The sequence below is a fragment of the Sedimentitalea nanhaiensis DSM 24252 genome, assembly GCF_000473225.1.
GTDB classification, from domain to species: domain Bacteria; phylum Pseudomonadota; class Alphaproteobacteria; order Rhodobacterales; family Rhodobacteraceae; genus Sedimentitalea; species Sedimentitalea nanhaiensis.
Genome location: NZ_KI421509.1, coordinates 3954985 through 3967418, shown reverse-complemented (window position 1 = coordinate 3967418; position 12434 = coordinate 3954985). Strand labels below are relative to the sequence as shown.

Below are 12434 nucleotides of genomic sequence, written 5' to 3'. Positions count from 1 at the left end.
TCAGACCGACGGGATCGAGCGGTTGTTCTCGACCCGGAACAGGTTGATCTTCTTGCGGTCCTGTTGCGGGGTCAGGCCAAAGGCTTCGCGGTAGTGGGCCACCATCGGGGTCGCCGTGGCATAGCCGACAGCCAAGGCGATCTGGGTCATGGTGTCCCGCGAATATTGTACCAGTTGGCGCGCGGCGTTCATCCGCAGCGACCGGTAATATTGAGACGGGCTGCGCCCAGTCGATCCTTTGAACAGGCGTTCTAGCTGGCGCGGCGACACGCCTACGATCCGCGCCACATCGGCCACGTTGAGCGGGTCCTCGATGTGGCTGGCAAAGATCCGTACCGCTTGGGCGACGGTCTCGGGCAACATGTCCGAGGTGCTTTCGCCGCGCACCGTCGGGATCTTCTGGCGCACCCCCTGCCCGCGCACCAGCGGATGCTGGAACCAGCAGGCGACCTCGGTCGTGACATCCTCTCCCAGGGTCTGATCGATCAGGTGCAGCATCAGATCAAAGACTGCCGCAGCCCCCGAAGCCGTCTGGCGTTGCCGGTCAATCACAATGACATCGTCGGTGGTTCTGAGATGCGGGAACTCGGCTGCGAAAGCCGCTTCGTAACACCAGTGCACGCTACAGACATGGTCCTCGAGCAACCCGGCGCGCGCCATTGGAAAGACACCGCCACTGACCCCGCCCAGCGTCATTCCGTGGCGGGCCAATCGGCGTAGATGCCCTTGCGTGGCCTTGGCGGTTGCAAACGGCGCCAGTGGACTGCTGAGCAGAAAAAGGTAATTCAGGTCCTCGACGTCCCGAAGGGCCAAATCCGGATCAAAGCTGACAGCGGCACTGGAGCGAACCCTATCGCCCGTTTCCGAAATCAGTTTCCATGCAAATGCAGTCTGTCCCGCGATCTCGTTTGCCGCCCGCAAGGGTTCGATCGCCGATGTCAGGCAAGCCATCGGGAAGCCCGGAAAAATCAGGAATCCCAGCACCGCCGGGCTATTATTTACAGTTACCATTTGTTACCCACAGGAAACAGTTTCCGAGCGTTTGGCTGAAATTGCACGATTTTTCTCTTGGGATGGATCAACACGCTGTAACCTCGAAACTAACACAAGATCGGGAAGGCCAGCCATGAAATCCGAAGCAGATGCGCTGAAAAAGGTCAAATCCGCCCTGAATCAGGATCCGCATCGCGTCCGTGATGGCCGCGAGAAAAACTTGGAAGTGGCGATTGGCAAGGAGGTTCGCGCCTTTCGCAAGCAGCAGAACATGACCGTTGTGGCGTTGGCCGAAGCAACGGGGCTGTCGATCGGGATGCTGTCGAAGATAGAGAACGGCAACACTTCGCCTTCTCTGACTACTCTGCAGGCGCTCGCCAACGCGCTCAGCGTACCGTTGACCGCCTTTTTGCGCCGGTTCGAAGAATATCGAGGCGCGATGCTGACCAAATCCGGACAAGGTGTCGAGACCGAGCGCATGGGCACCCGCGCGGGCCATCAGTACAATCTGTTGGGCCATATCGGATCCAACGCCAGCGGAGTGATCGTAGAACCCTATCTGATCACGCTGACCGAGCAGTCCGACGTGTTTCCGGCGTTTCAACATGACGGGATTGAAACCATCTATATGCTTGAAGGCGAGATCGGGTATCGCCATGGGACCGAGGTCTACGATCTGGAACCCGGCGATACGCTGTTTTTCGACGCTGACGCACCACACGGGCCGGAAAAGCTGAACAAACTGCCGGCCCGCTATCTGTCGATCATTTCGTACCCGCAACATTCCTGATGCGTGGGCAGGCCGTCAGGTCTGCAGTGGCGGCTCGGTGTTCTTGTCCGGCCAGATGCCGTCCGAAGTCGGCAACCCGTCGTCAAACTGTGACAGGTAGTCAACGATCATCGGCCGATTGTCGATGAACCCTTTGTATGTCGCCAGTTCGACCGGAAGATCGCGGATTACCCGGTGCAGGCGGCGGCCCCATTTCGGAACGGTTACCAGATCCTGCAGGCTGATCAGATAGCAGCGGATCGGGAACACCAGCGCATTGGACCGCGGCAGGCGGAAGAAGGTCTGCAACTCGACGCGCAGATGCTGTTTTGTGCCGATGTTTTCCGGCGTCAGCGTGGTCTTTTGAACGCCCCATTTGTGGTAATTTTCAGGGCTGGTATCGAGCAGAGGATTGACCGTCATGGTCCAGTTCAGGCGCCGTGCTGGCGTTCCCTGCTGGATGTTCAGCAGAAATTTCAGCGCCCGCACGAAAATGCCCATCTCATTCGCCTTGGGCACGGGCGCATGCCATTCAAAGAAGTTCATTCCGATGTCGAAGTCCAGACTCCAGTCCGCCTGGGTGGTGACCATGCCCGCGTCCATCCAAAGGTTGTCGTCACGCTGATCCAGCACCGCGAAATCGCCCTGGCTTTGGCGGGTGATATATTCCATCGGGCCATATGGCAGCGTGGTTTCATCCAGGAACACAAATTTGTGGTCGATGCCCAGTGGTTTGTTGATCCAGTGCCAGTTGTTGCCTTCCCGGTGCAGCTCGAACAGATCCGGATAATCCTCGGACTTGCTGACCATGATCAACTCCAGCAAGTCCCAACCCGCCAGCGTCATATGCGGCAGGCACTGACAACGCAGCGGATCCTCGGCCAGCACAAGCGCCCGATCCTTCATTTCAGAAACGTAATGCTCGTCGACATCAAACCGTTTCTCGAAAACCGATCCTGCGGGTCCACCCTGATGCTGTTCCATGTTCACCGAATACATGTAGCTGTCTTCGTGAAACGGAAAGGGGAAGCGATCAATGGCCCATTGCGAATTGCGGAACGTATAGTCGTCGCGAAAGGTCTCGTCGTTGAATTGGATTGTCATGATCTCTCTCCTCAGCGGTCCAGTACCAGGGTTTTGCCCTCGAACCGGCTGACGCAGGGCATGATCTTCTTTCCGCTGGCCTTCTGATCGTCTTCCAGCCAGTGATCATAGTGCAGGAACTTGCCGTCATAACCAATGACATCGGTTTCGCACTGCCCGCAGGCACCGCCCCGGCACAAATAGGGGGCATCGACTCCTGCGGCTTCGATGGCTTCCAGCAGGCTTTGGTGTTCGCCAACCCGGATGACCTTGTTGGACACGGCCAGCTTGACTTCGAACGGCTTGCCGGATTGCGGAGCCAGAAATTCTTCGTAATGCACCGCCTCGCGAGGCCAGCCGAGCGCCTCGGCCTTGCCCCGCACCCAGTCGATCATCCCTTTGGGGCCGCATACATAGATATGTGTGCCCAGCGGCTGGCCGTCCAGCAAATGTTCCAGGTCGATCGACTGTTTCTGTTCATCGTAGTAGATGTGTACGTTGTTGGGGTGATGATCGCACAGCTCATCGACATACGACCCCAACGCTGGCGAGCGGCAGGCGTAATGGAGTTCGAACCGACCGTTCGTTGCCGTCAACTGCTTGATCTGGGCCAGGAACGGCGTGATGCCGATACCACCCGCGATCATCAGATGTTTGCGGGCCCGCAGATCCAAAGAGAACAGGTTGACCGGATAGCTGATCACCATCTGATCGCCGGGTTTCACCTGCGTGTGCATGAAAAGCGACCCGCCCCGGCCAACGTCATCGCGTCGCACCGAAATGGTATAAGCGGTCTGATCCATCGGATCGGACATCAGAGAATAGGGATTCAGGCGCTGGATTTCGCCATCGTGCATCTCGACAACCGTGTGCGCGCCGCCTGAAAACGTGGGCAACAGCCCACCGTCGCTGCGCACAAAACGAAAGCGTTTGACCAGTTCGTTGACCTCGACCACTTCGCTCACGGTTACTGCGATCTTGTTGGTTCCGGCGCTCATGAGTACAGCTCCACCGGTTCGGGCACATTGCCGGGATTCTCGGCATCGACGCAGACGCCCTGATAGGCGGCGATCCGGCGCGAATAGTGATCGCGTACGAACAGGTTCAGACCACAATGGGAACAGACAAACGGATCGGTCATCACGTCGTCGGTGATACCCTTGCAATGCACGCATTGCATCCGGCGTGCGACCGAACCGCGATGTTCGGTCTGAATTGCACTGTGCGGAATACCGGCATCGGCGGCTTCACGCATCGCCTGCCCCATAAGGCTTTCCGTGCCGCTCAGGTAGATCTGCAACCCCATATGAGCATCCTGCAGGATGCGGCGCAGACGGGCCACTGCCGCCGAATAGCTTGGTCCGACGTACAACTGCGCCGCGCCCAGGTTTTCCAGATCTTCCAGATAGGTTTCGCCGGTGCCTTTGGGAAAGTAGAGAATGGTGGATTTGGACATCAGACGGTCATCCGCCTTGGCCAGTTCCAACAATGCTTCGGCGCCCTCGGCGTCTGCGATCATCAGGTGTGATTTGCCCGGGCGCGGTTCAAGCGTGCCCCAGACCGGTCGGCTGTTGATGGATTCGGGAAACTCGAATTTGGACATCAGCCCATATCCCTCCAGTGTTTCATGTCAGCAATAATCAAAATGCGGGACCGAACCGGCCCCGCACCTCTGTTCCGGATCAGCCTTTGGCGGTCCGCCGCTTTTTGTCCGGGTCATGGAACGGCATCGCATGGGCCACGCATTTGATCTCGCCGCTCGCGTTCTTGACCGCCATCTGCGTGCCGTCCACCGCACAGTCGACGGGCATGCGGGCAATTCCGACGTTCCATTTGTTCAGAGGAGAATACATTCCGATGGTGACAACACCAACCTGCTTGCCGTTCTTCAGCAGAGGCGCGCCTTCTTCGGCCGGTTCCTCGCCCTCCAGCTTGACGCCGTAGATCTTGAAACGTTCCTTGCCCTGCAGGCGGTAATGCTCTTCGGCACCGCGGAACCCGGTTTTGCCCGGAGAAACGGTAAAGTCCAGGCCCAGTTCCCACAGGGTGTCACCGGCTTTTTCATCCTCGAAAGGGTACATTTCCGAGTTGTCATAGGGAAAGAACAACAGATAGCTTTCGGCCCGCAGCCAGTCCAGCGTGGTGAACCGGGTCGGGATGATGCCCTTGGGTGCGCCTTTTTCGACAAGAGTGTCCCAGATATGTGGCGCGTCCTGACCGCGGCAGAAGATTTCATAGCCCCGCTCACCGGTATAGCCCGTGCGCGAGATCGTCACCGGCTTGTCGAACAGCGTGGTGTGCTGATGGCTGAAATACACCTGATCGCGGATACCCGGCACGCCCTGCTCCTGCAGGAAATCGACGGCCTTGGGGCCTTGCAACGAAATGTCGTGCAGGTTGTCGTCAAAACGTACATCCACATCACGTCCCGTCGCCGCCATCGTCAATTGTTCGTGGCCGCCGCCGGTGCCATGCACAACCATCCAGCTGTTCGGCCCCATGCGATAGATCACGCAGTCGTCGACGAACTTGCCCTCGTCGTTCAACATGGTGGCATAGGAGGACCGGCCCGGTTTGATCTTTTCCACGTTGCGCGTGGTGGCGCGGTCGATCACATGCGCCGCATGGGGTCCAACCAGATGCACCTTGTGCAGGCCGGAAACGTCCATGAAACCGGCGTTGGTGCGGATCGCCATGTATTCCTCGACCTGATCCTTGTCATAGGACCATGCGGTGCCCATTCCGCCCCAATCTTCCAGGTTCGATCCCAAGGCACGGTGCCTGTCCGCAAGGGTCGAAAATCTCCATGATGCCGTCATTCTGGTCTCCCTGTCTGTTGCGATTCTTGTGTGCAAATAAAATTGCGCCCTGATTTCAAACAGTTGACCCGGTAATACGGGTCAGCTTTCCGCTGGTATCTTGCCGAAACTCGGGTCGCGCTCCGAGAAGAGTTTTGCTGGGCATTGCCATCAAAAAACACAGGCTCGATCTAACTCAGTTGACAGAAAGCTTGCGGAGAAAGCAATAGTACATGAATAAAAGTTTACTACAGGGCAACAAATATGCGTGCGGCAGGCATCTTTTCGAATGCGCCCGTACAGCGCCCACAATCAGTAAGTTCAATAGCCGCAGGCAAAAAAATCATACGCGGCAACCAACAAGGAGCAAACATGATGGTTTCAACAACCGAATCAACTGCGCAATCCGGGGGCGGCGGAACTCTACACAGGACCATCGGCTGGAAGGATGCGTTCTGGATGGCCTCGGGCGTTCCCGCACTGGTCCTGTTCTCGATCGGTGGAATCGCCGCGACGATTGGTAGTCCGTCTTGGGTGATCTGGATGTTGTCGGTCTCCTTTGGCTTTCTGCAAGCCTTTGTCTATGCCGAGATCGCGGGGCTGTTCCCCAGCAAGTCAGGCGGCGCTTCGGTCTATGGCGCGGCGGCCTGGGTGCGGTATTCCAAGATCATCGCGCCCTTGTCGGTCTGGTGCAACTGGCTTGCGTGGACCCCGGTCCTGGCCATTGGCGGCGGACTTGCCGCCGGCTATGTGCTGACATCGTTGTTTGGCACCGAAGCTTCGATCAACGCGTGGGAAATTACGCTGCTGAATCTGGATTTCCTGAACGAAGGTCTGACGCTGCGCATAAACACGACGTCGATTGTTGGCACTGCTATTCTGTTCTGCGTGTTCATGGCTCAGCACCATGGAATTTCGCGTGCTGCCAAGATCCAGACAATCATGGGGCTGGCAGTTCTGATCCCGTTGCTGATCGTCGGTATCGTGCCCTTGCTCACGAGCGATGTGCTGACCGCCAACCTGACCCCGGTGGTACCGATTTCGGGATCGTGGGACATCGAAGGTACAACCCTGTTTCTGGGCGGTCTGTTCATCGCCGCCTGGTCGGCCTATGCGTTTGAAACGGCGATCTGCTATACCAGCGAGTTCAAGGATCCACAGCGTGACACGGTGCGTGCGATCATCGCCGCCGGCGTGGTCTGCGTCGTGGTCTATACATTGGTTCCACTCAGCTTTCAGGGCGTTCTGGGAGTCGAGGGCATGCTGGAACCGGGTATCGTTGATGGTTCGGCAGTGGCCGGTGCCATGGCGGGTATGGTCGGTGGCGGATCGATCATCGCCAAGATCATGGTGGTGATGCTGTTTCTGGCGCTGGTACTGGCGATCATGACCTCGATGGCAGGATCTTCGCGCACGCTGTATCAGGGATCGGTCGACGGATGGCTCCCCAAGTTCCTGTCCCACGCCAACGAACATGGAGCGCCGACAAAGGCGATGTGGACCGATCTGGGGTTCAACCTGATCCTGCTGATGATGTCGGACTATCTGTTCGTGCTGGCGGTCTCGAACTGCTGCTATCTGGTGTTCAACTTCCTCAACCTGCATTCCGGCTGGCTGCACAGGATCGACAATGGCAATGCCTACCGGCCCTGGAAGGCCCCGAAAATCCTGCTGTGGATCGGGGGCGGTCTGGCGTTTGTGAATGCGGTCCTGCTGGGTGCAGGAGCGAATGTCTGGGGCGAAGGTACCCTGCGGTCCGCGATCATCGCAATTGCTTTGATCCTGCCGGTGTTTGCCTATCGCCACTATGTCACCGACAAAGGCAAATTTCCGGAAAAGATGCTTGAGGATCTGACAGTTGGCGGCAATACCGACCTGTCGGTGCGTAAGGCGGGCATGCTGCCATATCTGACCCTCATGGCAGGGCTGATCGTGGTGGTTATTTCGAATCAGATCTTCCACCTCTGACCCATCCTTCAAAGGCAAAAGATAGGCACCTCTGGTGCCTGTTTTTATCTCTTCCACCCTTGTCAGTAATAAAAATTGACCAATAAGAAATTTTGTGCCACCGTTGCAACACTTCCGCGTAAGGAGAGAGGCGCGAGAACACATCAGAAAATTACAGGGAGGAAGGCAATTTGACCGATACTATGAAAGCCAGAATAGAGAAGATGTTCAGAGGCGACGCAATGTTCGCTTTTGGATTTGTGGTGGCGCTGTGGTGCGCCGTCATTTTTGTATTTTTCAGCGTTAAACCACTCATGACAGACAGCGGGCTCAGTACGGTTCTGATCTGCGCCGGGGCCTTCGTCCTGTTGTTCAACACCGCCGCCATCGTTGCGATGGTCCGGCACTATGCGCACGAAAAAGATTTCATTTACGGGTTGGACATTCGCCACCTCGACGAAATGCGTGCGGCCAAGGGAAAGTGATTCAAGCAATGGCTAACAAATATGAACCCCCAACTCAAAGCGGTCTGGGGCAGATCTTTGATTCCGTCTTTCTGCTGGCGCTGGTCTATATCGCGTTGTTCATCCCACTGGTGCTGGGACTGACCGGCGCAGGCGGAACCGACAATATGCCCGAAGTCGTCAATTGGGAAACACTGGAGCAAAATCCGGTGATGCAGGCCCAGTGGGAAAAGCTGGGATATACACCGGAAACAGCGGCCGAACTGATCACCCATCGGTTCGACTATACCATCGACCCGTTCATGCTGATCCTGACCGGCGTGGTGATCCTGGGCTATTTCATCTTCATGGTGAAGGCGTCCGACAAGGAATACCGCGACGTCATTCGCGAAAAATTTGACAGCTGAGCATCCGGGAGAGGGGCAAACCAATGTGGATAATACTTGAATACGCTGCCTGGGCGATCGCCGCCGGCATCCTGTTGTGGATGATCATGGATGCGGCGCGCGTGAACCGGCAATTCGACGAGGATACGCTGATGTCGTCCAAGGAAGGCGTGGATGAACTGTTGGAACATGGAGACGTACCGGAAGCCGTAGAGGGGACAAAAGGATGACTGCGCAAGCAACAAACAGCGACGCAAGCCAGGAACGCGTCGGCCTGCTGCGGGTTCTTGGTCCGGTGCACGTCTGGGCGCTGGGTGTGGGCATCGTTCTGGTGGGCGAGTTCATGGGCTGGAACTTTTCAGTCGGTAAGGGCGGCGCGTTTGGCGCGCTGATCGCCTGTTGGGTTATTGGCCTGCTGTACACCTGCGTCGCGATGATCGATTCCGAGGTGACATCGACCGTTGCCGCCGCCGGTGGGCAATATGCCCAGGCCAAGCACATCATGGGGCCTTTGATGGCCTTTAATGTCGGGCTGTACCTGGTGATGGCCTATACGATGCTGGAGGCCGCCGATGCGTTGATCGTGGGAGACCTTCTGGCCATTCTCGCCGGGCAAAGCGGATATGATGCGTTGGATCCACGTCCGTTTGTGGTGCTGATCATCGCGTTGCTGGCCCTGCTGAACTATCGTGGCGTGTTCATGACCCTGTCGCTGAACTTTGTCATCACAGCAGCGGCTTTCGTGTCGATCCTGATCCTTTTCATCGGCGTCAAGCCGTGGCAACCGGGTGCGATCCTGCAACACCAGGGCCTGCTGACCGAGCTGCCCTATGGCTGGATCGGGGTCATCGCATCGTTCCAGTTTGGGATCTGGTACTATCTGGGCATCGAAGGCACCTGTCAGGCCGCCGAGGAAGTCCGCTCGCCCAGCCGCTCGTTGCCACTGGGCACGATGACCGGAATCATGACTCTGCTGATTGCCGCCACACTGACATGGTATGTCTGCTCGGGCCTGCTGCCCTGGCAATATCTGGGTCAGGCTACGGTGCCACTGTATGACGCCAGCCGCATGACCGGGTCTCTGATGCTGCAGATCTTCCTCTTCGTCGGCACCATGTTCGCCGCCACGGCTTCGGCGAACGGCTGCATCAACGACGCCTCGCGCGCGTGGTTCTCGATGGGGCGGGACCGCTATATGCCGCAGTGGTTCGGCGCGGTGCATCCGGTGTATCGTACCCCTTACCGTTCGATCCTGATCCTGATCCCGATTGCCGTGTCTTTTGCCTTTACCGGGCTGCTGGACCAGGTGATCACCTTCTCGATCCTGTCGGGTTTGCTGGGCTATACGTTTATGCCGATCAACATGATCCTGTTCCGCCGTAAATGGCCGCTGGGCACGATCCGGCGCGGGTATGTGCATCCGTTCCATCCTCTGCCGGCGATTGTGCTGATGGCGCTGTGCGTCACGACGTTCTTTGCCACCTATCTGGGCTTTGGCACTCAGCTCTTGGCGATGATGATCTTTTACATCGTGGCTTCGCTGTGGTTCGTCCTGCACCGTTACAAATTCGTGCGCCGTGCGGATCAGTTCACCATGAACTGGCCGAAACCGCTGGGTTATTGAGGAGCATTGCCATGATTGACAAGATACTTTGTGCGATCGACGGATCAAAGGCCGCCATCAAGGCTGTGGATTTTGCCGTGGGAATGGCTGCAAAATTCCAGGCGGAACTGCAGTTTGTTACAGTCAGCACCGTATCCCAGGAAAGCGCGTCCAAAAGCGCCTACTGGGACAGCCGCCTGTTCGAGGCTGGCGAACGTCAGATCGCACGCGAGCTGAGCGAGGCCCTTTCGGCAGCAAAGGCCCAGGGGGTTCAGGCGACCTGCGCAACCATCAGCGGGCGCGATATCGCGGCCGCCATCGTGTCCTATGCGCAAAGCCACGCGTATGATCATATCGTGATGGGATCGACCGGACATACCGCCTTTGGTCGCCTGTTGATGGGGTCGGTGGTGGATGACGTGCTCAAGCGCGCGCATCCGCCGGTGACGGTCGTATGAACGAGGCGGCTCTCGCCGTGGCCGCCGGCGGCGTCGGCGCGCTGTTCTGGGCACACAATCGGGACAGGCGGCGCGCAATTGCGCGCCGTCAGTCCGTTTTCGACAATTGTCGCGGCCTGCTGAAAGACGCCGAAAAATGTGGTGACGGGCGGGGATACCCCGAATTACACGGCCAGCACCACGAACACCCTGTGCAGCTTGCGCTGATCAATGACACCGTTCAGCTGCGCAAGTTGCCGATCCTTTGGGTGTCGGTGACCCTACAGCGGCCCCTGCCCCATTGGCCCGGCGCGTTGGACATAATGATCCGGCCCACCAATACCGAATACTATTCGCCACATTCGTCCCTGGCGGATGGCCTGCCGACACCTGAGGGGTGGGACGCTGACGCGGTGATCCGTTGCGAAGATCGCGTCCGACTTGCGCCCCACCTTGACCGCCTTACGCCGCACGTGTGCGAATTCCTGTCGGACGGGCGCGGCAAGAATATGCTGATCACACCACGTGGTGTCCGGCTGATATGGCGTGTCGAGGAAAGCCGACGTGGCCATTATCTGGCCATGCGGCAACCGCTTTATGAAAACGAACAACTGGACCGGGGCCAAATGCAGCGCCTGCTGGACATCGCACATGGTCTTGCCAGCGATCTTGGAAAGGAAATCCATTGAGTGATACCGCTAAGCGACCGCCCAACCCCTATGTCGTGCTGGCCGTGGCTTCGGTTCTGACTGGCATGGGCCAGGTGATAAACGGACAAGCGGCGCGTGGTCTGATGATGGCCTTTACCGCTCTGTCGCTGGCCTGGGTGACCTATAACCTGACAACGCCGGACCACAGTTTTGTTGGGCGCTATGCTGGTGGGTTGATGATCCAGGCCATCGCATTGATGGATGCCTATCGTGTTGCCCGCTTCAGATGGGAGACGTGGCATCAGACCGAGCAACCCCTAAGATGAAAAAAAGTTTCTTACTAGTTGAAGTTCTGTCGGCTCAATGCTAGCGTTAGAATCAACATCACCGTGAAAGGACACACGCCATGTGCGGGATTGTGGGATTATTCCTGAAAGACAAATCGCTTGAACCGGAACTGGGCCGGTTGTTGACCGACATGCTGGTGACGATGACCGATCGCGGCCCCGACAGCGCAGGCATCGCAATTTACGGGGCCGAAAACGGCTCGCAGACCAAGCTGACAGTACAGTCGGATGATGCGGATGCAGATTTTGCAACGCTGGCCGACGATCTGGGGCGCGCCATCGACGCCCCGGTGACCCTGCGCCGCAAGGATACCCACGCGGTTCTGGATCTGCCGGCCGATCAGGCCAGCCAGGCCCGGCAGGCGCTGCGCGAACTGCGCCCTGGCGTTCGGGTGATGAGCCTGGGCGAAACCATGGAGATCTATAAGGAAGTCGGTCTGCCCAAGGATGTCGCGGCCCGCTTCGACGTTGCCAGGATGCAGGGCAGCCACGGTATCGGCCACACGCGGATGGCAACGGAATCCGCAGTCACCACCATGGGTGCGCACCCGTTCTCGACCGGTTCGGACCAGTGCCTGGTGCACAACGGGTCGCTGTCCAATCACAACAGCTGGCGGCGCAAGCTGGCGCGCGAAGGGGTTCATGTGGAAACCATGAACGACACCGAAGTCGGTGCCGCCTACCTGACCTGGAAGATGCAGACCGGCAGTACCCTGGGCGAAGCGTTGGAAAGCAGTCTGGATGATCTGGACGGGTTCTTTACCTTCGTCGTGGGCACCAAGGACGGATTTGGCGTGGTGCGCGACCCGATCGCATGCAAACCCGCAGTGATGGCCGAAACCGATCAGTACGTAGCCTTTGGCAGCGAATATCGCGCACTGGTCAACCTGCCCGGCATCGACGCCGCCCGGGTCTGGGAACCGGAGCCCGCAACCGTTTACTTCTGGAACCATTGAC

General features: G+C 58.0%; 15 protein-coding genes. 10 read left to right on the top strand and 5 right to left on the bottom strand.

The window, feature by feature from the left end; translation table 11 throughout:
* Positions 1-1011 carry a GlxA family transcriptional regulator gene (locus NANH_RS0121660; RefSeq protein ID WP_027263928.1) on the bottom strand — a complete coding sequence of 337 codons (1011 nt, stop codon included), beginning with the start codon at positions 1009-1011 and terminating at the stop codon, positions 1-3.
* Between the two features lie 115 nt (positions 1012-1126).
* On the opposite strand from NANH_RS0121660, the gene NANH_RS0121655 reads away from it, so the two are divergent.
* On the top strand, positions 1127-1783 hold the full coding sequence (locus tag NANH_RS0121655) for a helix-turn-helix domain-containing protein (protein ID WP_027263927.1): 657 nt from the start codon (positions 1127-1129) through the stop codon (positions 1781-1783).
* Positions 1784-1798: 15 nt separating this feature from the next.
* On the opposite strand, the gene NANH_RS0121650 is transcribed toward NANH_RS0121655, so the two are convergent.
* From NANH_RS0121650 to NANH_RS0121635, 4 genes are all read right to left on the bottom strand, one after another.
* Positions 1799-2866, bottom strand: a complete 1068-nt coding sequence (locus NANH_RS0121650; RefSeq protein WP_027263926.1) for a heme-dependent oxidative N-demethylase family protein — start codon at positions 2864-2866, stop codon at positions 1799-1801.
* A gap of 11 nt (positions 2867-2877) precedes the next feature.
* Complete coding sequence (locus NANH_RS0121645) at positions 2878-3843, bottom strand: PDR/VanB family oxidoreductase (protein ID WP_027263925.1); 966 nt, start codon at positions 3841-3843, stop codon at positions 2878-2880.
* Positions 3840-4448, bottom strand: a complete 609-nt coding sequence (locus NANH_RS0121640; RefSeq protein ID WP_027263924.1) for a dimethylamine monooxygenase subunit DmmA family protein — start codon at positions 4446-4448, stop codon at positions 3840-3842. Before NANH_RS0121640 ends, NANH_RS0121645 begins: the two co-directional genes overlap by 4 nt.
* Positions 4449-4527: 79 nt before the next feature.
* A complete protein-coding gene (locus NANH_RS0121635) occupies positions 4528-5664 on the bottom strand; it encodes an aminomethyltransferase family protein (RefSeq protein WP_027263923.1) in 1137 nt (378 codons plus the stop codon).
* Between the two features lie 351 nt (positions 5665-6015).
* Between NANH_RS0121635 and NANH_RS0121630 the strand changes: the two genes are divergently transcribed.
* From NANH_RS0121630 to NANH_RS0121590, 9 genes are all read left to right on the top strand, one after another.
* Positions 6016-7611, top strand: a complete 1596-nt coding sequence (locus NANH_RS0121630) for an APC family permease (RefSeq protein WP_051372541.1) — start codon at positions 6016-6018, stop codon at positions 7609-7611.
* A 170-nt stretch (positions 7612-7781) separates the two neighbouring features.
* The gene (locus NANH_RS0121625) at positions 7782-8075 is read left to right on the top strand and encodes a hypothetical protein (RefSeq protein WP_027263921.1); all 294 of its coding nucleotides are present in this window, start codon (positions 7782-7784) and stop codon (positions 8073-8075) included.
* An 8-nt stretch (positions 8076-8083) separates the two neighbouring features.
* Entirely contained in the window at positions 8084-8461 is a 378-nt protein-coding gene (locus tag NANH_RS0121620) for a hypothetical protein (protein ID WP_027263920.1), read from the top strand.
* A gap of 23 nt (positions 8462-8484) precedes the next feature.
* Complete coding sequence (locus NANH_RS0121615) at positions 8485-8670, top strand: hypothetical protein (protein WP_027263919.1); 186 nt, start codon at positions 8485-8487, stop codon at positions 8668-8670.
* Positions 8667-10064, top strand: a complete 1398-nt coding sequence (locus tag NANH_RS0121610) for an APC family permease (RefSeq protein ID WP_027263918.1) — start codon at positions 8667-8669, stop codon at positions 10062-10064. The genes NANH_RS0121615 and NANH_RS0121610 overlap by 4 nt, the downstream gene beginning before the upstream one ends.
* A gap of 11 nt (positions 10065-10075) precedes the next feature.
* On the top strand, positions 10076-10501 hold the full coding sequence (locus NANH_RS0121605; RefSeq protein WP_036050201.1) for a universal stress protein: 426 nt from the start codon (positions 10076-10078) through the stop codon (positions 10499-10501).
* The gene (locus NANH_RS0121600; RefSeq protein ID WP_027263916.1) at positions 10498-11169 is read left to right on the top strand and encodes a hypothetical protein; all 672 of its coding nucleotides are present in this window, start codon (positions 10498-10500) and stop codon (positions 11167-11169) included. The genes NANH_RS0121605 and NANH_RS0121600 overlap by 4 nt, the downstream gene beginning before the upstream one ends.
* Positions 11166-11456 (top strand): hypothetical protein, encoded by a 291-nt coding sequence (locus NANH_RS0121595; RefSeq protein WP_027263915.1) that lies wholly within the window; start codon positions 11166-11168, stop codon positions 11454-11456. The genes NANH_RS0121600 and NANH_RS0121595 overlap by 4 nt, the downstream gene beginning before the upstream one ends.
* Positions 11457-11536: 80 nt before the next feature.
* The gene (locus NANH_RS0121590) at positions 11537-12433 is read left to right on the top strand and encodes a class II glutamine amidotransferase (protein ID WP_027263914.1); all 897 of its coding nucleotides are present in this window, start codon (positions 11537-11539) and stop codon (positions 12431-12433) included.
* Position 12434: the final 1 nt, after the last annotated feature.

Excerpts from the sequence above, each read along its gene's own strand:
- NANH_RS0121635 (WP_027263923.1), bottom strand. The coding sequence starts at position 5,664 with ATGACGGCATCATGGAGATTTTCGACCCTTGCGGACAGGCACCGTGCC.
- NANH_RS0121605 (WP_036050201.1), top strand. The coding sequence starts at position 10,076 with ATGATTGACAAGATACTTTGTGCGATCGACGGATCAAAGGCCGCCATC.
- NANH_RS0121640 (WP_027263924.1), bottom strand. The coding sequence starts at position 4,448 with ATGTCCAAATTCGAGTTTCCCGAATCCATCAACAGCCGACCGGTCTGG.
- NANH_RS0121590 (WP_027263914.1), top strand. The coding sequence starts at position 11,537 with ATGTGCGGGATTGTGGGATTATTCCTGAAAGACAAATCGCTTGAACCG.
- NANH_RS0121630 (WP_051372541.1), top strand. The coding sequence starts at position 6,016 with ATGATGGTTTCAACAACCGAATCAACTGCGCAATCCGGGGGCGGCGGA.
- NANH_RS0121620 (WP_027263920.1), top strand. The coding sequence starts at position 8,084 with ATGGCTAACAAATATGAACCCCCAACTCAAAGCGGTCTGGGGCAGATC.
- NANH_RS0121645 (WP_027263925.1), bottom strand. The coding sequence starts at position 3,843 with ATGAGCGCCGGAACCAACAAGATCGCAGTAACCGTGAGCGAAGTGGTC.
- NANH_RS0121655 (WP_027263927.1), top strand. The coding sequence starts at position 1,127 with ATGAAATCCGAAGCAGATGCGCTGAAAAAGGTCAAATCCGCCCTGAAT.
- NANH_RS0121660 (WP_027263928.1), bottom strand. The coding sequence starts at position 1,011 with ATGGTAACTGTAAATAATAGCCCGGCGGTGCTGGGATTCCTGATTTTT.
- NANH_RS0121600 (WP_027263916.1), top strand. The coding sequence starts at position 10,498 with ATGAACGAGGCGGCTCTCGCCGTGGCCGCCGGCGGCGTCGGCGCGCTG.
- NANH_RS0121610 (WP_027263918.1), top strand. The coding sequence starts at position 8,667 with ATGACTGCGCAAGCAACAAACAGCGACGCAAGCCAGGAACGCGTCGGC.
- NANH_RS0121615 (WP_027263919.1), top strand. The coding sequence starts at position 8,485 with ATGTGGATAATACTTGAATACGCTGCCTGGGCGATCGCCGCCGGCATC.
- NANH_RS0121650 (WP_027263926.1), bottom strand. The coding sequence starts at position 2,866 with ATGACAATCCAATTCAACGACGAGACCTTTCGCGACGACTATACGTTC.